Consider the following 18,734-nt stretch of genomic DNA (forward strand, 5'->3'; position numbering starts at 1 on the left):
CTATTATGTAAAGTTTCGTTAACTACTTTCATCATAGCAGAAGTCAGTAGTCAGTAGTCATGAATTATTGATTATTGGTTATTGGTTATTCGTTATTGGTTATTGGTTATTCGTTATTTGTTGTAATACTCCATGCCCAATGCCCAATGCCCAATGCCCAATGCCCAATGCCCATTTTTACTTTTTTTGTAGCAACCAATAAGTCATCATATCCCCCTTACCTTTTACCGGAATCACGCCTCGCCTCTCAAACAAATACTTATCTTTCAAAAGCTCATAAGTCACATCAGTAACTTGAATGCTGCCTGCAAAACCCGTAGCTTCCATCCTCGCCGCTACATTCACCGTATCTCCCCACAAATCATAAGTAAACTTGCTCACACCAATTACTCCCGCAACCACCGGCCCGGAATTGATACCGACGCGAATTGCCAGTTTTTCCCCTGTCTCGGCGCACAACTTTGCTATTTTTGCCTGCATTCCCAGGGCCATTTGGGCGATCGCCTCGGCGTGATCTTGTCTCGGCGTAGGCAAACCCCCGACTACCATGTAAGCATCGCCAATAGTCTTAATTTTCTCTACACCGTACTTTTCAGCTAACTGGTCGAAGTGGGAAAAAATTACGTTTAAGCGCTTTACTAACTCGGTGGGAGACATTCTAGCAGACAACTCAGTAAAGCCAACAATATCAGCAAATAAAACACTTACTTGGGCAAAACTATCAGCGATCGTGCTTTGCTCGGCCTTCAAGCGTTCTGCGATTGGTTTGGGTAAAATATTTAACAGCAACTTCTCGCTTTGTTCTTGTTGAACTTTTAGCGCTTCTTGTGCTAATTTGCGCTCTGTAATGTCAGAAACAGTACCCTCATAGTAGAGCAGCTCACCTTTTGAATCTCGAACAGCCCGAACATTTTCTGACACCCAAATCCGGCGCCCGTCTTTGCGACATACCATAGATTCAAACCCCGAAACGGCATTTTCAGCATCCATAGCAGCCACAAATTCGAGGCGGCGTTCCGGGTCTACGTACAGTTGCTGAGCAATATTTTTAATGTCGGACATCAGTTCTTCTGGGGATGCGTAACCGTACAATTTTGCCAAAGCTGGATTAGCGCTGAGATAGCCTCCTGAAGGCGTGCTTTGAAAAATGCCTTCCATCGCATTTTCTACAATACTGTGATATTTTTCTTGAGCAATACGCAGCAATTCTTCTGCTTGTTTGCGATGAATTAAAGAACCTAATTGAGTGCCGACTGCATTAAAAACGTCTATAAATCGCGCGTCTTTCCGACAAGACGAAATTTTAAAGAAAACTAGCACTGCCAATACTTCATCGCCTACCAAAATCGGTACGCCAAAACCAGCTTTGAATCCAAGTTCTAGTGCTATCTGACTGCGGAGAAAATGGGGGTAGCCCCGGGAAATATCTTCTACCCATTCCGGTTGCTTGGATTCCCAAACTCGTCCGGGTAGCCCTATATTCATAGCAAATGTCAGTTTTTCGCTTTGCCTGCGGAACGATTCCATCCTCGGGTTGCTCGCATACCAGCCGCGGGCAGATTGCAGCACAGTTCCTTCTGCATCCGGAATCCAAGCTTCTCCTACATCCCATCCGATTGTTTCGCCAACATGGTGCAGAATTACTTCTAAAGCTGAATGAAAGTCTACAGCTTCGCCGATCGCCCGCGTAGTTTCCAGCAAAAACCGGATTGATTCTTCAGCCCGCTGCCGTTCTGCGATTTCTTCCTGCAATCTAGAATTGCGATCGTGCAGTTCCCTAGCTTGCAGTTGCAGTTTGGATTGCAGCGAACGAAGGGAAAGTTGGTTTTGGACGCGGGCTAAAACTTCTTCTACTTGAAACGGTTTAGTAATATAATCTACTCCTCCTACTTGAAAAGCTTTAACTTTTTCCAGCACGTCATCTAGGGCACTAATAAAAATTACTGGAATATCTTTAGTTTTTTCGCTTAACTTTAACTGCTCACAAACTTCATACCCGTTCATTTGCGGCATATTAATATCTAGTAAAATTAGATCGGGAGGAGATATTTGTGCCCCTTGCAAAGCCAAGTGTCCATTAATAGCCTTCCTGACATGATACCCGTGAGATGTCAGCATAGTGGATAAAAGTCGCAAATTATCCGGCATATCGTCAACGATCAGAATGTCTTTAGGAGTCGCTGGTAATGGATGGTCGTTCATCATAATATAATTGAGTTAAATCGATAATGATATCTATCCGAAAATTATCGACTAAATCTGTTAAAGCGTTAGCGAGATTTGCCTCAGTTTCGGGAACTTCCTTGATCAGTTCGAGGATGCGGTTGTCGTCAACACAAAGTGCTGCTCGGTGCAACTCGACCACCCAGTCTGTGGGCATTACACTCAAATCCTCGGTGGTCAAACTTTTAAGCAGCGTCGGTGTTGAAAAAGAAGTAGATAAGTTTTCTTTCTCATAAATATAACGCAGGTTGAGGTGATGCGCTATCTTTTCAAAGAGTACCTCTTCCCGAAACGGTTTACAGATCAAATCGTTACAACCAGCAGACAAAATTATTTGCCGCTGCTCGTCAAAAGCACTAGCCGTCAAGGCAATAATTATTGTTTCTTTACCTTCGAGAGTTTTCTTAATCTCTCTTGTCGCTTCATACCCATCCATCACGGGCATCAGCATATCCATTAATATCAAGTGCGGCTTCCAAGTTGAATGCAAAGCAATTGCTTCTTGACCGTTAGTTGCTTCCCGGACTTCAAATCCCAGAGGTATCAGCAGCTTAAGCAGCAGTTGGCGATTTTCCGCTACATCTTCAACTATTAATATCCGATAAATGTCTTGTCCAGTTTCTAAACCAATAACTTGTTTAATCGGCGGTTTTTCTTGTTCATCACTTTCTGTTACTAAGTTAACCCAGATGTTAAAGCTGAAAGTTGTGCCTTGACCGAGTTGACTTTTAACAGCAATATCACCTCCCATAATTCGGACAAACTGTTGGCTGATAGGCAATCCCAGACCAGTTCCCTGCATGGATTTTCGACCAGTTTCGGTTTGTACAAAGGGCTTAAATAATGTAGAAAGTTCCAAGGAAGAAATGCCGGGACCAGTGTCTGCTATTTCAAAATACAATTGGGATTTGTTTTCTTCTGTGGGGTCTTTTTCAGCTTGGCTGCTGACGCGCAAAGTAACGGTTCCTTGCTGAGTAAATTTAATCGCATTGCCGACCAGGTTAATTAAAACTTGCCGCAATTTAGCTTCGTCTGTTTGAATGTACTGCGGCAAATCCTCGGCATTTTCAAAGATGAGGTGCAAACCTTTGGAGTTGGCTTTTAGTTGCAGCATTTCTTTGAGACTGTTGAGAAGGTTGTAGAGATTGAAGCGGCTGGGATTGATGGTAATTTGGCCTGCTTCTATTTTGGACATTGACAAAACATCATTGATGAGTTCTAGCAAATGTTCGCCACTGCGGTTAATAATTTCTATGTATTCTTTTTGTTCTTCCGTGATAGAACTGTTGCGGGCCATGACTTGGGAAAAACCGAGAATGGCGTTGAGAGGTGTGCGGAGTTCGTGGCTCATGGAAGCTAGAAATTGGCTTTTGGCGCGGTTGGCAACTTCGGCGTTTTCTTTGGATTTAATCAGTTCCATGGACTGCCTTTGAGTGCGGGCGAGCAATTCCGCTTGCTGTAATGCTACTCCTAGCTGAGTACCTACATCAACTGCCACGTTGATTTCAGCTTCACTCCACTGGCGGGGAGCAGAATTTTGATAGGATGCTAGTAATCCCCAGAGCTTTTTGCCAGAGAAAATTGGTACAATAATGTAGGATTTAGCTTGAAATTTTTCTAGCAATTGGATGTAACAATTATCGAAACCTTGCTTGTAAATATCTGGGACACAAAGGTAAGTTTTACCTCGGCTGTAGGCTCCGCCTTGGGTTTGTTGCAAATAGCTATCGTGGACTTCTGGTGAGACACTATCCAATTTTTGGACAAGGCAAAGTTCGCTGTCTAAAGCGCCTTCAGTAAGGTTAGAATCGGTCTCCTGTGCTTGGATGAAAGAAACCCACTTGCGATCTAGGGATTCGGCTACAAATTCGCCACTCCAGTCTGGATTGAAACGGTAAATAGCGACTCGATCGCACTTCATGGTTTGGCGCAATTCTCGGGTTGTGGCGTGAAAAATTTCTCGGATATCTAAAGTTTGCCGCATTCTTTCAATGATGCGGGCGATCGCTCTTTGTCGTAAAGCACTTTCTTGCAGTTCGGTTTCTGCTTGCTTGCGTTCGGTAATATCTACAGCCATTAAAGCAATGCCGATCGCTGTACCGTTATCGTCAATTAGCTGAGTATTGTACCACTCGCAGATGATAATTCTGCCGTCTTTGGTCAGATTTTCGGAAGTGCCGCTGGATTTGGCATTCAATTCGTGATTGAAAATCTCAGATAATTGCGGGTGGTAGCTTTCAGGTACGATCAAATCGGAGGCGACTCGACCAATCGCTTCTTGCTCACTGTAGCCAAAAATAGCCACGGCTGCGGGATTCCAAGTGATAATTTCTAAATTGAGGTTTAACTCGATAACTGCGATAGGCGTTTGCTGCAATAAAAATGAGATTCTTTGTTGGGACGCTAGCAGTTTTTCTTGGGCTAATTTGCGGTCTGTGATGTCATTAGCAGTGCCGAGAATTTGTTTGGGTTTACCATCGGCTGTTCGGAGAAATACTGTATCCCAACTGTGCATCCACCGCCATTCACCGTTTTTGTGTTTCATGCGGTATTGACATTCAATGACATCACCGTCTTTGGCTTGATCTACTTTTTGGATGCTTTCAAAAAAGTTTGGCAAATCGTCGCAGTGGATCAGCATTGGCATCATTGCTGTACCCATATCTTGTATTTCTTGGGTGGTGTACCCGAGCATGGTCGAAATTTGTCGGTTGGTATAAACATTCCGCTGTTCAATTACATCGTAAACGTACAATAGGTTGGGATTGGAATCAGCGATCGCTTGAATGAAGTGCTGGCTCTCTCTGAGTGCGGATTCTGTTTGTTTGCGAACGCTAATATCTCGCGCCACGATAATCACTGAATCTGGAGTCAGCGGAGAAACTTTAGCATCGAGGCAAACGTCGCGCTCTCCGACTTTAAAGCTATATTCAACATTGATGGTTTGCTTCGTTTTTAGAGCTTGTTGGATGGCATTTAATACTAAATCTGCTATAGGTTGGGGCAAGACTTCGTGGGCGGTTTTATTAATCATTTCGCTTGGAGGTTTCACCAAATTTGTTGATGCGGTAGGGGCGATTTTGATGCAGCGGCCTTCTGCATCTCTCACTAAAACTGTGTCAGTCATGGCGGCAAAAATCGCCCGCAATTCTGTTTCAGATTCTTGCAAAGCTTGCTCGGCGCGGACGCGGGTGCGAATTTCTGCTTGCAGCACTTTATTTTGCCGATCGAGCTGCTCAAGCCGGTTTTTTTCTCGATCGAGCAGTTTAGCTTGAGCGATAGCGAGCCCTACTTGAGCCGCCACAGCTTCTAATAAGTCGATTTCCTCGGAAGTCCATTCCCGGTAACGATCGCACTGGTGCAAGCCGATAGCGCCGTTTGCCCTGCCTTGGTAGGAAGTGCGAATTGCCAGCATCGATTTCAACCCAAGCTTGTGGCAAATCGGTTGAACAGCTTGCAACAGAGGGTCTGAATAAACATTGTGGGAGGCGATCGCCTGATCTTGTATCATCATTTGTACGACGTGAGGATTGCCCCAAATTGGAACGGGTACGTTCCGAAGAGATTCGTACCCGGGTTCGAGATACTCGGCCGCCAGAGGAATATCGACTTGGGGGGTAGTAACGTAACTATGAATCAAACAGCGATTGGCGCAGAATGCCAGACCGATTTGAGTTGCAGCTATTTGAAATATTTGTTCGGGCTGCAAGCTTGAGCGAATTTCTTGAGTTATTTTTGCAATTAGCAATTCTCGCTGAACTTGCCGTTCTAAAGCAGCTTTAGCTCCTGCCATTTCTATTTCTGCGTGCTTGCGCTCGCTGATATCAAAAAGTACGCCATACCAAACAATATCGCCATTATCGCGCATTTCGGGTCGAGAATTAGATTGCAGCCATTTGAGTTTACCCGACGGTGTAATAATCCGCCATTCAAAGGCAAAAGGTTCTAAATTTTGGGCGCTAGTAGCAATTTTTTTTATTAGATATTCTTGGTCATCGGGATGATTTTGATAGAAGCAAAACTCGGGATTTCTTAATATTTCTTCACTCTCTAATTCGTAAATTTCCCGACAAGCATAACTAATATATTCAAACTTGAAACTTCCATCGGGCTGCTTTATAAATTGATAAATAACTCCCGGTATATTGACTGCCAATTTCTGCAACCGTGCTTTGCTTTCCCGGAGTGATTGTTCTGTTCGCTTGCGAAATTCTACCTCTTGTTGCAGTTGGGCATTCTGCTGTTTTAATTGTTTTGATAGCTGTTGTATAGTCAATTGACTTTCAATCCGCACTAAAATTTCTTCCACTTGAAAAGGCTTAGTAATGTAGTCAACACCGCCGACTTCAAAAGCTTTGACTTTGTGAAAAGTTTCCTCAAAAACACTCAAAAAAATAACCGGAATTTCCCTCGTTTTCTCGTTGGATTTCAGTCTGGCACAGACTTCATATCCGTTCATTTTGGGCATGGCAATATCTAGCAAAATCAAGTCGGGGAGAACGGTTAAATTAGCATTAACCGCCATTTCTCCAGAAATAGCCCGCTGAACTTTATACCCTTCCTTCGTTAATATGTTTGATATAAACCGCAGGTTGTGGGGCTGATCATCAATAATTAAAATGTGAATATTTTCTTTGTCAAATATCATTTTTTGTCGGTTCATTGTGAATTTTTTAGTGCTAGAAGCAGATTTATGATTTAATAAATTTAGCGATTCCTTCCGATCATCATTATTTATTAAAAGTTTTCAAACTCAGCCAATAGAACATTAACTTTAGATATTAGCCATCAACTAACGCACCTTCTATTTTTTAAACTTATTGGTTGCTTGTCTTAAGTTTTCACTCAAATTAACCGTACTTAACCACATTTTATTGTCAAAACAAATCGCCTTATTTACTGGAGAAACTAAGTCTGCCGAAAAACAATCATCCCTTGGGCACTCCAGACCAAAGCAAGCGGTTTTTTTAACTTTCTTCAAGGGCTATGACAAAGTATTTTCGTTCAACCCGGTTGATGCGCCCAGGACTGTTTTTTGCTTGACTTTAGCATTAAAAGTCCCAGGAGGATAAGGCAAGTTTCTGGACCTTCTGCTGCCACATTCAAAGGGTTTTAGGAGAGATAAACACCTGGACATACCGCGACGGGAAGAAACCGTTTTTTTTTACTCTTTTCGCTGCAACAAAGTATGGCTGTGAAAAACCTCGGTTTTGACCCACCCGCCCCTCAGTCTTAAGATATTTATAGGTGACTCAGAGAATATAGCAATCAACCCCGCACCCAAAGCCTACCATATAAACTATTTTCTTGGTCTTTTCTATGCCAACAATTCCTTAAGTTTAGCAATATTTTCACTGCTCAAGTAAATTTTAATTTCTAGTTCTTGGTCAGATTCCCACAGCAGCAGCAGATTATCTTCGCCCAAGGCGATTTCGGGATTGTTTAATTCAAGTGTTTGATATTTAACTTCTGGAATTCCTACGCGAATTACCAGTTCCGCTTCCAACTGAGGATAGATGTACAATTGCTGTTGCAAGTTGTCAAGTTCTAATTTGTCAACAGTGTTGTTACGTTGGACAGGAGAATCGGGTTTGTACCAATAGAGAGTTTCCTCCCGAATTTCAGGATTGACTATCACAAATGTTTCGTCAAAACGCTGGGGGTGCCAGTGAATTTCGCTCAAACCGCCGATTTGCGGAATCAGTCGCTGTACCCAGCTAATTTCTTTGCCGTTGAGGTTTGTCCACCATTGACTAATATTATCGAGATTGTCAGCATTTTCGGGGTCGGTGCTGCCGGACTGCCAGACTGTTTTTAGTTGTTGCATATACAGGTTCTCCAGCGAATTTAGATTTGAGATTGCAGGCTTTCAATTGGAGATTCATTCGTTATACAATAATTTTAATGGACTTACCAATTATTTACCACGAAGATTACGTTGCACCTCTGCCACCGGAGCACCGCTTCCCGATGGCCAAGTTTCGGATGCTTTACCAGATGCTGCTCGCGGACGGGGTAGCAGATAAATCGCAATTTCACGCTCCCGAACTTCCCCCTCAAGAATGGATTGAATTAGTCCACGACCACTCCTATGTTCAAGCTTACTGCAACGGGACGCTCGATAACAAAGCTCAGCGGCGAATTGGTCTGCCTTGGAGTCGGGCTCTGGCTAATCGCACTTGCACTGCGGTTGCAGGAACTGTACTAACTGCAAAGCTAGCTTTAGACTACGGTTTGGCTTGCAATACTGCGGGCGGAACTCATCACGCCTTCCCGGCTTTTGGGTCTGGTTTTTGTATTTTTAATGATTTGGCGATCGCCTCTCGCGTATTGCAAAAAAATGGTTTAGTTCGCAAAGTTTTAATTGTCGATTTAGATGTCCACCAAGGAGACGGAACCGCTGTAATATTCCAAGATGACAGTAGCGTTTTTACTTTCTCGATGCACTGCGAAGTCAATTTTCCCGGCACTAAACAAAAGGGCGATTTAGATGTACCTTTGCCTGTGGGTATGGAGGACGACGAATATTTACAAACATTGGATAAATTTTTACCAGATTTGCTGTCAAATGTCAAGCCAGATTTAGTTTTGTACGATGCTGGAGTAGACCCTCATCACGCTGACAAACTGGGAAAATTAGCTTTAACTGATACGGGGTTATTTCGCCGGGAAATGCAAGTTTTGACCGCCTGTTTGGCTGGCGGCTATCCCGTTGCCTGCGTGATTGGCGGGGGCTATTCCGATGACGCTAAGGGGTTAGTTTACCGGCATTCACTGCTGCACCGAGCCGCCAGTCAAGCCTACAGGCAGTATCGACTTTGATGCAGAGCGGCGATACTTCGGAAATACGGCCGAAAAAACAGTCTCCCTCACCGAAACAAATAAAAATACTATTAGCGATCGCTCCAGCTTGCCAGATGGGTACAACTTGAGCTAAAAAGTTGTTAAACAAACAACGGTACTTATGTCGAAGGCCAGCGAGTCCAATCACCCCTATCCACTGCTGGTTGTCATTGTTAACTACCGAACCTCTAGTTTGACAATTGACTGCTTGCGCTCTCTAGTTAGCGAAGTTCAATCGCTGCCTGGTATGCGAGTTGTAGTTGGCGACAATGCTTCAGGCGATCGCTCCGTCGAAGAAATTAGTAGTGCGATCGCCTCAGAAGGCTGGAATGAATGGGCATCCTTCGTTCCCCTAGACCGCAACGGCGGATTTGCCTTCGGCAACAACGCCCTGATCCGTCCCGCCCTCCAATCCACCAATCCCCCCCCTTACTTCCTGCTGCTCAACCCAGACACCATTGTTCGCCCCGGTGCCTTAAAAGCCCTCGTCGATTTCATGGACTCCCACCCCGAAGCCGGCATCGCAGGCAGCCGCTTGGAAGACCCCGACGGCACGCCCCAGGAGTCAGCTTTTCGGTTTCACAACATCTTGACGGAACTCGATTTTGGTTGGCGGACAGGCTTTATATCCAAGTTATTAGCCAACTGGGCCGCAGCGCCTCCCATTTCCCAAGAAACCTGTCAAACTGATTGGGTAGCTGGAGCCAGCATGATCGTCCGTCGCGAAGTATTTGAAAAAATTGGCTTGATGGATGAAGCTTATTTCATGTACTGCGAAGAAATGGACTTTTGTCTGCAAGCGAACAAAGCTGGCTGGAGTTGCTGGTACGTACCTGAAAGTCGCGTTGTGCACTTAGTCGGGCAAAGCTCAGGCGTCACTGACACCAAAAAGCCCGCCAAGCGGCTGCCTACCTATTGGTTTGATTCCCGGCGTAGGTACTTTGTCAAAAACTACGGCTTGGTTTACACAGCATTAACTGATATATCCTGGGCTTCGGGTTTTGCAGCCTGGAGGGTGCGCCGCGTACTTCAAGGCAAACCCGATGGCGATCCACCACAATTACTGAGGGATTTTGTATTCAATAGTGTATTTTTTAAGGGGGGTAAGATTGAAAAATCCAAAAACTTTTAAAGGAAGTTGGTAAATCGGTCAAAGCCAACTAAACGAGGTTAACCTAGGCAAGCAAAATATTTTATGATGCAGCCGAGAAATTAGTAGTCTCGGTCGAAAAAACCGGATTGCTCCTTCCTCAAAAACCTGATAGACCCATTAATATCGTCGGGATCTAGCAAGAGAGTAAACAATAAATAGTGTGAATTAGAGCTTATGGTAACTGAGCAAAACTTAATCACCAGTGAAAATCAAGTAGAAGACCCCGGCCTGGGACTGTGGCAGCAAATTAAAGAAGACTGGATTGCTCATGGTCGAGATTGGACAAAACCGGGATTTCGCGCCGTAGCAGTGCAGCGTTTTGGCGTCTGGAGAATGCAGGTAGAACCGAAATTACTGCGAGCTCCTTTGAGCATTATTTATCGAGCACTCTACCGAAAAGTCCGCAATAGTTACGGGATAGACTTGCCTTACACTGTGAAGCTCGGTCGTCGCGTGGTGATTGAACATCAAAACGCTATTATTATTCACGGATATTGTACGATCGGTGACGACTGCATTATCCGGCAAGGTGTAACGTTGGGAAACCGCTATTTGGACAAACCGCTAGAATCCCCTCAATTGGGCGATCGGGTTAACGTCGGCGCTGGTGCAAAAATCCTCGGAAAAGTAAACTTGGGAGACGACGTAAATATCGGTGCCAATGCTGTAGTTTTATCAGACATTCCAGCCGGTCAAACTGCTGTTGGTATTCCTGCCAAGATTCTTCAATCTAGGAAAAACCAGGAAAATGCTTAGATCAAGATTGCAAAAAATTATCCGCCATCTTGCCATGCGTTATGGCAAGTTCCGTGCCCTTTACGTCCAATTATGTAACCTCTGTGCCAAAGAATACACAGAATTTCTCCGCCCCCACGGCAACTTGTACGCGATCGGCGAAAATTGCAGCATCTGGCCCAATACCGTCTTTGGAGAGCCCGCCTACGTCTGCATCGGCAACAATTTTCACTTCTCATATGGTACCCTCCTGGGCCACGATGGCTCGATCGCCATGCTGGACCAGGCTTACAACGTTAAAGTAGATGCCGTAGGCAAGATAGACATCCGGGACAACGTATTTATCGGCTTAAATGCGATCGTCCTTCGCAACGTCACTATCGGCTCAAATGCGATCGTCGCCGCCGGTGCCGTCGTCACCAAAGATGTCGCCGAGGGCGATATAGTGGCCGGCGTCCCCGGCCGCGTCGAAGACTTAGTGAAAAAATTGCAAGCCGAAACTCAAAGCCTGCCATGGGTCGATTTGATTAACAGCCGCGAGGGCAGTTTCGACCCCGAAATTGAACCCGAGCTCGTAAAGTTACGAGTGTCCCACTTCTACGGCAACACATCCACTCCAACTGTGGCCCAATTCCAGCAATCTCCCTACCCAAGTTAGAGATTCTTCTTAAGGTAAATTGCACTATAGCAATCCTTGCAGGAGTCGTAATTTTTTTACTCCACCCCAACCCTCCCCTTACCAAGGAGAGGGAGTAAGAATTCACAAATGATTTAGGATTGCTATAATAGGCACAATTGTCTATATCATTAAAACACTGCACAAACAATGGTTGAGTCAATCACTAAGCCAATCATTTCTGCTACAGAAGCAGACTGGAGCCGCGAAAAATCTAGCAAGTGGTGGGAACCCAGTTGCCAACTGCTCAAATCTATCCGCAACTATCAAAAGTGGCAGAAGCAGGGTGGAATTGCGGGATATATTTTATGCCGTTGGAACGTTATCCAGCATCGATTTTGGAGCGTGGTAACTGCAACAGACATCCCTTTAAACTGCCAAATACAAGGAGGACTGGTGCTGCCTCATCCTAATGGCATTGTCATTCATCCCAATGCTTCCATTGGCCCTAACTGTCTGATTCTTCAACAGGTGACAATTGTTGCGGATGTCAAAATCGGCGGTCACGTCGATATCGGTGCAGGAGCAAAAATTATTCGCTCCGTAACGATCGGCGATCATGCTTTGATTGGTGCTAATGCTGTGGTTATTTGTGACGTGCCACCAGGTACAACCGCAGTCGGAATTCCAGCCAAAATAATAGAAAAAAAGACCCCGAAAGTATAATAAAAATTATAGAAATTGCAAAAAAAACAGCAAATTAGCTCGAATTTTATTAAATTACAAGAAATACTCAGGGCTTGAACTCAAGTAGTAAAAATTGAAAAAAAGTGGATTGGTTGCCAACAGCTAAAATGTGGGATTTAAAAATCGGTAGTCATGCACAGTAATGATATCGTTTTCTTAGGCACTAATTATAGTGATGTACAAAGTTAAAAATTTCCCCAATATGGTGCAAGCAGTTTTTTTGAGAAAGACAAGGTTTTACGAACCAAACGAGAAATTCGCTGCTGTAAAGTATTAAGTCTTTCAATATAACTGGTTTTTCCCAATTCTTTACCTACAGGTAGATGTCTTTTAAAAGGTAGCAATTCTGAATAACAATCCCAAAAATCAGTATAGCAAACAGCACATTGTCTATAGACAAGAGGTGAAGAAGATGTTTTAAAAGTCCGGTCAGGTATAATTTAGCCCTTCTGATTGGGCTTAACTGAGACAATAAATCAAGGTTTCAGCTCATACTTAGATGCTTCTTTGTGCCAACTATGAAGTCAAACGACCCTTTTAAAACATCCTCAAAGATTGCCAGAGCATTTGGAGCAGATTTTTTTGAACGGTCTCCAATATAAAGTCCAACAATTTCACGGGTATTTTAGATCTAAAGCTATCCAGAGGCATTGCTTTTTCCGCTGGTTTTTGACAAATGACCACATTTCATCTAGCTGTAAATTCAACTGACCTTTAGGTTTTTTAATCACCAAAATTCATTGGAAAATTTCGGTATACTTTTTATTTACATAATGCTGAATCCATCGAATGGATACCCCCGTAGCTCTAGCAATTCCGGCTTAAAAAATATTTTCTAAAATCCGTCGCTCAATTAAGGCTTTAGTAAGAAGGTGAAATCTGCTTATATTGAAAATCTGCAATAAATTAACTATACAATTTTTACATTTAAATTAAATCGCTGTTTTACGTAATAAGTATTTCCACTTTTAATAAAATTGCTTTGACAATTAGGACATTCCATACTTTTACCTCGGAAATTTATGTTAATTTAATATTAAACAATTACTGTGCATCACTACCCATAAGGTTTGACTACTTTTTCAAGGGAGTTTGATCGGTAATGGTTTCAGGGCTGCAATTAATATACTAATATTAAGTGTTCTCTATTTACTTGCAATCTGCTGTAAAATTTTATTAGGCGTAAAATTCAAGAGGTAAACCTTGAAACAAATTGGATTAGTAGCGATCGGACGAAACGAAGGCCAGCGCCTTCGCCAATGCCTAGTCTCGGCCACAGACAAAGTTGCCCGCGTCGTCTATGTCGATTCCGGCTCAACAGACGGTAGCCTAGAGTTAGCCCGCTCGATCGGAGCCGATACAGTAGAACTAGACTTATCTATACCGTTTACCGCAGCACGCGCCAGAAACGAAGGCTTTGCCCGCTTGCTGGAACTAGCCCCCGATATAGAATTTGTCCAATTTGTGGACGGTGACTGCGAAGTAGTTGATGGATGGCTCGATCGGGCCTACAGCGAACTTGCAGCCAAACCAGACGTAGCAGCAGTATGCGGGCGCAGGCGCGAACGATACCCCGAAGCCAGCATCTACAACCAATTGTGCGACATCGAGTGGGATACCCCCATCGGCGAAACCAAAGCCTGCGGTGGCGACTCCATGATGCGCGCCACCGCATTTGAGCAAGTCGAAGGTTTCAATCCCGCACTAATAGCCGGCGAAGAACCCGAACTGTGCTTGCGGCTTCGCCAAAAAGGTTGGAAAATTCTTCGTTTAGACGCAGAAATGACCCTGCACGACGCGCAAATGACCAGTTTCGCTCAGTGGTGGAAGCGGGCTCAAAGAGCGGGTCACGCCTATGCCGAAGGTTCCTGGATGCACGGAACCGAACCAGAGCGCCATTGGGTCAAAGAAACGCGCAGCACCTGGTTTTGGGGCTTAGTCTTGCCAGCCCTAGCCTTGGCCATGACATGGCCGACAAAAGGCTGGAGCTTGTTACTATTGAGTGCCTACTCCTTAGCAACCTATCACACCTATAACTATTATATAAAGCATCGGGATCTCACAACTAAAGACGCATCCATCTACGCTTTGTCATGTGTATTAGCCAAATTTCCCCAGCTACAAGGTCAAATCCAGTTTCACCAGCGCCGATTGCTGGGGCAGCAGAGCAAGCTAATAGAATACAAAACCACCAACTCTATTAATTCAGCCAGCTAGAGTTAGAGGTAACGTCCCAGAAAATCTATCCCTCAGTAGTAAACAAAGGAGTAATAAAAGATTAAAAGTTTTACTAATTGTCGAATCCTGCAATCCTGACTGGGCATCAGTACCTTTGGTGGGATATAATTTTTTCACCAAATAAACAATTTAGTTGATGCAACACTCGTTACCCATATTAGAAATAAACCCGCCCTTGAAAAACACCCAGAATATGAAAAAACCATCTACCTCGAAGAAGGAAAGTTAGCCAAGCAATATTATAAAATAGTCGTCGAAAAGCTTCCCGCTTGCGGGCGAATAAATTGACCTATTTATCATGCCTTGACTTACTCAATTTCTGAGCAGTTCAATCAACAAGTATATCAAAAATTCAAAGGAAAAATCCTCAACGGAGATTATGACATATAGCCTTTCTCATAAAGATGAGGTATGATGTAACTGAGATGGTGCACATTCCATTTGGGTAAATATTCATCAAAAATAAGTTTCAGATTTTTTTTAAAATCATCAGTCACCTTTCCACCAATTTCATAGATTTTATCTACCACATTTACAACTACAGATAGAGCCTTGTTAGTGTGAGTTTTTTCCATGAGACTTTTGACTAAATTTAGACTTGTAAAAATCACTCCTTGACAGGCTCTGGTTATATGAGGGAAGAGTCGATGTTCAATGGGATTGTATTTAGATGTATACGGAGGGTAATGAGCTATTCTGAGCTCAATTCCAATTTCATCTACTAACTTTTGTAAATCTGGCTTAAAGATATAGTGATTAGCATTATTGCTACCGCCACCATCACACTTAGCTAGAATCGAATTGGCATGAGGAGAGGCGGCTTTTCCATAATTATTCCATCAGTGTTTGATGGATTCACCAGCAAATTCAGTGGTATCTTTACTGTTACGTAATGTTACATATCCTCGATTTTTTTGGCAATCGTAAATTCCATGTGGAATCACTTTCCCACAACCTAAACTCCAAAAATCATGGTAAGACAGTAATGACAGGTTCGGTTGTATAAAGAGTACCGGGACGATACAAATTCCCTAAAACTTCTTTCTTTTTAGTATCAAAACTAATAATGGGATTACCTGCTTTTCTATACTGTGTGTGTAGCATAGCAATATTTTCACATTGAGAATTACGATTTTTATTATACCATTTTTTTAAAGATGTGATAGAGATAAAGAATGTAAAATCCAAGACCATCCGGTGAGAAAACCAATGACGCGATCGGTGAAAGATGCCAAAATTTCCTGGACTTTTGTGCGGAGTTCGTCAAGATTACTAAACACCGACCAAGCTAAAAAATCTTTCAGATATTCCCACACTCTTTCTGTCGGATTTACTTCGGGACAAGCCGGAGGCTGAAATAGTAAAATAACATTGTCTGGTAATTCAGATGAGTCCAACTTATGAGCGGGTGCGTTATCAACTTGAATGATGTGTAATTGCTCAGGATATTGTATTGACAAAAGTTGTAAATATGCTCCAAAACAAACTTTGTCTAAATGCGAAAACTCCCAAAAAAAACTCTTTCCAGTAGCGATTGATACTGCCCCATACAGCCAAAAACACTCAAATTTCCATTGATGCTTGCCCAGGGGCTTTACGCCTGAAAGCGTCAGCTTGCGCCGACGAATTGTATGCAGCCCTATCCGCGTTTCATCACTACACCAATAACACACTTTTTTATATTTATTTACTTGAGGTAAAGCTCTGTCTAGTAAAGCTTTTATCTGTTGATGCAAGTTATTTTTAAATTCATTAATTGCCGTAGATTTCTGATAAATACTGCGAGGTCTGGGAATTTTTAATTTACTTTTTAATTCCCCTCTAACTAAAGAATATACAGCCGGGTAACTGCTAGCTATTCCTTTAATCAACCAGAGCCAGAGATGAACTTCTTTATAACTCTGAAATCCTTCTGGGTCTCTCAACTCTTGTTGCAAGGTCGCTGCTACTTCAACTGAGAACTTTTTTGGGCGACCAAAAACCTGCCTATTTTTTAACAAATTTTCCAGACCGCCCTTTCTATATTGGGAGAGCCAGCGATGAATCGTTGCCTCACTTTTACCTAAAACTGTGGATACTTCCCGAACAGTTTCTACTTGTTTTGACTGAAATAAATAAAGCATTTGAACTTTATTATAAGCTAGTATTTTTTTTTGTTTCTTGAGGATTTCTCGCAAATCTTCTACAGATTCTGTAATTTTTATATGAGGACGACCAGACATTGTAATTCTCTCCTTTATTTTTTACAAAAGTCTATCACATCTTTAAAAAAATGGTATTAGTTCCTATCGTTGGCTTTTTTTGTGCTTTTCGCTTGACAGATCCCTGGTTTTTTAAGAGTTTACTTATTAGAGGAAGACTGACAATAAATCCGGCAGACCTCAGTCCCAAAACTATTTTTTTATGCGTCAAATTAGTCCATTTAATTAACTCATTCATTGGGTTTCCCGCTGTCTGAAATTTTCAGAATTCTAAAAAGGCTTCATCAATGCCGCTCTGAGTAGATAAAATACTTTTTCTGCCTCCTCCTTTTTTTTATTCTTAAATTATCGATAGTCGTTTCATCGATTTTTTCTAAATCTTCAATTCTCTGAACAATAGTATTTTGACTGCAGCCGAAAAGTTGCATTATATAGCTAATTCCACCCCATCCCAGTTTTTGGGCTTCTATCTCTGCATACCTTCTTTTATCCTTTTCTGAAAAAGAGTTATAAAGTTTCTTCATTTCTGACTCAAGTGAACTAGAATAAAACATAGATTTAAAGGTAAGGTAGGGTGGTAAAATAGAAAAATAAGAAAGCAAGTTTCTCTCACTTTTGGTGAAAATTGCGATCGAGAGCTATTTTTCATTATATCCGAAAATACATGAAGTTATTTATTTTTCATTATTATGGCGCAGTAAATTATTTAACAAAACAGTTGGTTTTGCGAGAATATGAAACGGCAAATTCTGAGAATACAGTGGCTTTCTTAAAAGATTTACAATCTTTAAATCCCGAAGCCAGACATTTAATTATTTGGGATGGAGCTAGCTATCACAAATATAAAGAGATGAAAGCTTACCTAGAAGAAATTAATCAAGGCAAAGAGGGGCATGAATGGCCTTTAACTTGTGTCCTGTTTGCTCCCAATGCTCCGCCTGCAGAATCCAGTAGAAGATATTTGGCTTCATCCCAAGACTTGGGTGAGAAAGTTTTGGAATCGGCTCAGTTATGAATGCCTTGGTTAAATGATTCTTCAATTTTAACATACAGGAACAAAGCTTTGAATTTCTCAATTTACACAAATTTGGTATGTTTGAACCAACGCTCAATGGAACTGCTGCTCGATTAAACTCTTAATTAATTTACTAATGATTTGCGAGCACTATATATTTTCATCTTTAGCCCCTATTTAACATATTTTGGGCTATTTTTATTACTTATTTATTCAATTTCAAGACTTCTGAATCTGTCATTACTAGGACGGATAGCTTTTAATGCTTTAAACCGAGAGCAATCTTTTTGGCGTAGCAATCGGCAAAAATCCAATCGAGCCGCAATGGATAATAAGTATATGCTGACTATTCTTGCTGCTTGTTTATTCCACCCAACATGATCATGCCTCTAAATCCCCTTGTCAATAGCGTTTGAGATGCGTTTACCCTGAACTGAATCCGCCACGCACAGGAGAAGATTGAAACGAGTGGTGGCAACAGGTTTTTGCTACGGTTTATTGGCTGAATGTTCGCAATGATTACCGCGTTGATGATTGGGAAATTCACAACGAACCGGACAATCGCGATCTGGGTTGGGGCGGGGCTAGGGCTGACTATTTTGAATTGGTTAAGGTGGCAAAAGATGCGGTCGCCTTTGTTTATAAAACTTATTTGCCCGATCGCACTTACCGCATCCACGGCCCGAAAACCGTAGGAGGCAGCAATTGGTCGGCTAGTGCTTTGCAGGCAATACCGAATTATTTCGATACAGTCAATGTCCACAACTACGATGCAGATATTTCTAACTACACCCGCAAAGTGCGCGGCTGGATGAACGGTACTGTCCGCGCTAACTCGCAGCTTTGGGTAGGAGAATGGGGAACTTACGAAATTAGCTACGGCGATTTACAGCACTTCCGGATGTTATGAGGTACAGTAGCAGCAATTAGCAAACCAGTTTTTGAGATGTTTGGGATTCATTA

At 42.6% G+C, this 18,734-nt stretch carries 15 protein-coding genes and 3 pseudogenes; 8 read left to right on the forward strand and 10 right to left on the reverse strand.

What is annotated here, in order from left to right; translation table 11 throughout:
• Positions 1-177: 177 nt before the first annotated feature.
• The 3 genes from QUA57_RS11070 to QUA57_RS11080 form a co-directional block, all read right to left on the reverse strand.
• On the reverse strand, positions 178-2,205 hold the full coding sequence (locus QUA57_RS11070) for an adenylate/guanylate cyclase domain-containing protein (RefSeq protein WP_333060886.1): 2,028 nt from the start codon (positions 2,203-2,205) through the stop codon (positions 178-180).
• Positions 2,171-6,886 (reverse strand): response regulator, encoded by a 4,716-nt coding sequence (locus QUA57_RS11075; RefSeq protein WP_333060888.1) that lies wholly within the window; start codon positions 6,884-6,886, stop codon positions 2,171-2,173. The genes QUA57_RS11070 and QUA57_RS11075 overlap by 35 nt, the downstream gene beginning before the upstream one ends.
• A gap of 654 nt (positions 6,887-7,540) precedes the next feature.
• Positions 7,541-8,050 (reverse strand): hypothetical protein, encoded by a 510-nt coding sequence (locus QUA57_RS11080; protein ID WP_333035064.1) that lies wholly within the window; start codon positions 8,048-8,050, stop codon positions 7,541-7,543.
• A 77-nt stretch (positions 8,051-8,127) separates the two neighbouring features.
• On the opposite strand from QUA57_RS11080, the gene QUA57_RS11085 reads away from it, so the two are divergent.
• From QUA57_RS11085 to QUA57_RS11095, 3 genes are all read left to right on the forward strand, one after another.
• Positions 8,128-9,045, forward strand: a complete 918-nt coding sequence (locus QUA57_RS11085) for a histone deacetylase (RefSeq protein ID WP_333060890.1) — start codon at positions 8,128-8,130, stop codon at positions 9,043-9,045.
• A gap of 142 nt (positions 9,046-9,187) precedes the next feature.
• A complete protein-coding gene (locus QUA57_RS11090; RefSeq protein ID WP_333035060.1) occupies positions 9,188-10,198 on the forward strand; it encodes a glycosyltransferase family 2 protein in 1,011 nt (336 codons plus the stop codon).
• 195 nt (positions 10,199-10,393) lie between these two features.
• On the forward strand, positions 10,394-10,975 hold the full coding sequence (locus tag QUA57_RS11095; protein ID WP_333035058.1) for a serine acetyltransferase: 582 nt from the start codon (positions 10,394-10,396) through the stop codon (positions 10,973-10,975).
• A gap of 70 nt (positions 10,976-11,045) precedes the next feature.
• On the opposite strand, the gene QUA57_RS11100 is transcribed toward QUA57_RS11095, so the two are convergent.
• A complete protein-coding gene (locus tag QUA57_RS11100) occupies positions 11,046-11,186 on the reverse strand; it encodes a hypothetical protein (RefSeq protein WP_333060892.1) in 141 nt (46 codons plus the stop codon).
• 42 nt (positions 11,187-11,228) lie between these two features.
• Here QUA57_RS11100 and QUA57_RS11105 point away from each other — a divergent pair, with 42 nt between their 5' ends.
• Positions 11,229-11,612 carry a DapH/DapD/GlmU-related protein gene (locus QUA57_RS11105; RefSeq protein WP_333060893.1) on the forward strand — a complete coding sequence of 128 codons (384 nt, stop codon included), beginning with the start codon at positions 11,229-11,231 and terminating at the stop codon, positions 11,610-11,612.
• A gap of 168 nt (positions 11,613-11,780) precedes the next feature.
• Positions 11,781-12,296 (forward strand): serine acetyltransferase, encoded by a 516-nt coding sequence (locus tag QUA57_RS11110; RefSeq protein WP_333035054.1) that lies wholly within the window; start codon positions 11,781-11,783, stop codon positions 12,294-12,296.
• Positions 12,297-12,480: 184 nt separating this feature from the next.
• On the opposite strand, the pseudogene QUA57_RS11115 reads toward QUA57_RS11110, so the two are convergent.
• Positions 12,481-12,727 (reverse strand): annotated as a pseudogene (locus QUA57_RS11115) (IS1 family transposase); the annotation flags it as partial.
• A gap of 793 nt (positions 12,728-13,520) precedes the next feature.
• Here QUA57_RS11115 and QUA57_RS11120 point away from each other — a divergent pair.
• Entirely contained in the window at positions 13,521-14,534 is a 1,014-nt protein-coding gene (locus tag QUA57_RS11120; RefSeq protein ID WP_333060895.1) for a glycosyltransferase, read from the forward strand.
• A 398-nt stretch (positions 14,535-14,932) separates the two neighbouring features.
• On the opposite strand, the pseudogene QUA57_RS11125 reads toward QUA57_RS11120, so the two are convergent.
• The 5 genes and pseudogenes from QUA57_RS11125 to QUA57_RS11140 all read right to left on the reverse strand — a co-directional run bounded on the left by QUA57_RS11125 (position 14,933) and on the right by QUA57_RS11140 (position 17,310).
• Positions 14,933-15,499: pseudogene (locus QUA57_RS11125) on the reverse strand (ISAzo13 family transposase).
• 25 nt (positions 15,500-15,524) lie between these two features.
• The gene (locus QUA57_RS11130; protein WP_333060897.1) at positions 15,525-15,749 is read right to left on the reverse strand and encodes an ISAzo13-like element transposase-related protein; all 225 of its coding nucleotides are present in this window, start codon (positions 15,747-15,749) and stop codon (positions 15,525-15,527) included.
• Entirely contained in the window at positions 15,707-16,777 is a 1,071-nt protein-coding gene (locus QUA57_RS11135; protein ID WP_333060900.1) for an IS630 family transposase, read from the reverse strand. Before QUA57_RS11135 ends, QUA57_RS11130 begins: the two co-directional genes overlap by 43 nt.
• A 34-nt stretch (positions 16,778-16,811) precedes the next feature.
• Positions 16,812-16,994 (reverse strand): hypothetical protein, encoded by a 183-nt coding sequence (locus QUA57_RS28670; RefSeq protein WP_445304468.1) that lies wholly within the window; start codon positions 16,992-16,994, stop codon positions 16,812-16,814.
• 46 nt (positions 16,995-17,040) lie between these two features.
• Positions 17,041-17,310: a hypothetical protein gene (locus QUA57_RS11140; RefSeq protein WP_333060902.1), complete on the reverse strand. Its 270-nt coding sequence runs from the start codon at positions 17,308-17,310 to the stop codon at positions 17,041-17,043.
• A gap of 131 nt (positions 17,311-17,441) precedes the next feature.
• Between QUA57_RS11140 and QUA57_RS11145 the strand changes: the two are divergent.
• Positions 17,442-17,896 (forward strand): annotated as a pseudogene (locus tag QUA57_RS11145) (transposase); the annotation flags it as partial.
• 488 nt (positions 17,897-18,384) lie between these two features.
• Positions 18,385-18,681 (forward strand): glycosyl hydrolase, encoded by a 297-nt coding sequence (locus tag QUA57_RS11150; protein ID WP_333060904.1) that lies wholly within the window; start codon positions 18,385-18,387, stop codon positions 18,679-18,681.
• Positions 18,682-18,734 lie beyond the last annotated feature (53 nt).

Source organism: Microcoleus sp. Pol7_B2, from assembly GCF_036701035.1.
In the GTDB taxonomy this organism is placed as follows: Bacteria; Cyanobacteriota; Cyanobacteriia; order Cyanobacteriales; family Microcoleaceae; genus Microcoleus.

Bases quoted from the DNA above. Each gene is read 5' to 3' on its own strand.
- QUA57_RS11070 (WP_333060886.1), bottom strand. From the start codon at position 2,205: ATGATGAACGACCATCCATTACCAGCGACTCCTAAAGACATTCTGATC.
- QUA57_RS11075 (WP_333060888.1), bottom strand. From the start codon at position 6,886: ATGAACCGACAAAAAATGATATTTGACAAAGAAAATATTCACATTTTA.
- QUA57_RS11080 (WP_333035064.1), bottom strand. From the start codon at position 8,050: ATGCAACAACTAAAAACAGTCTGGCAGTCCGGCAGCACCGACCCCGAA.
- QUA57_RS11085 (WP_333060890.1), top strand. From the start codon at position 8,128: ATGGACTTACCAATTATTTACCACGAAGATTACGTTGCACCTCTGCCA.
- QUA57_RS11090 (WP_333035060.1), top strand. From the start codon at position 9,188: ATGTCGAAGGCCAGCGAGTCCAATCACCCCTATCCACTGCTGGTTGTC.
- QUA57_RS11095 (WP_333035058.1), top strand. From the start codon at position 10,394: ATGGTAACTGAGCAAAACTTAATCACCAGTGAAAATCAAGTAGAAGAC.
- QUA57_RS11105 (WP_333060893.1), top strand. From the start codon at position 11,229: ATGCTGGACCAGGCTTACAACGTTAAAGTAGATGCCGTAGGCAAGATA.
- QUA57_RS11110 (WP_333035054.1), top strand. From the start codon at position 11,781: ATGGTTGAGTCAATCACTAAGCCAATCATTTCTGCTACAGAAGCAGAC.
- QUA57_RS11130 (WP_333060897.1), bottom strand. From the start codon at position 15,749: ATGGTCTTGGATTTTACATTCTTTATCTCTATCACATCTTTAAAAAAA.
- QUA57_RS11135 (WP_333060900.1), bottom strand. From the start codon at position 16,777: ATGTCTGGTCGTCCTCATATAAAAATTACAGAATCTGTAGAAGATTTG.
- QUA57_RS28670 (WP_445304468.1), bottom strand. From the start codon at position 16,994: ATGAATGAGTTAATTAAATGGACTAATTTGACGCATAAAAAAATAGTT.
- QUA57_RS11140 (WP_333060902.1), bottom strand. From the start codon at position 17,310: ATGTTTTATTCTAGTTCACTTGAGTCAGAAATGAAGAAACTTTATAAC.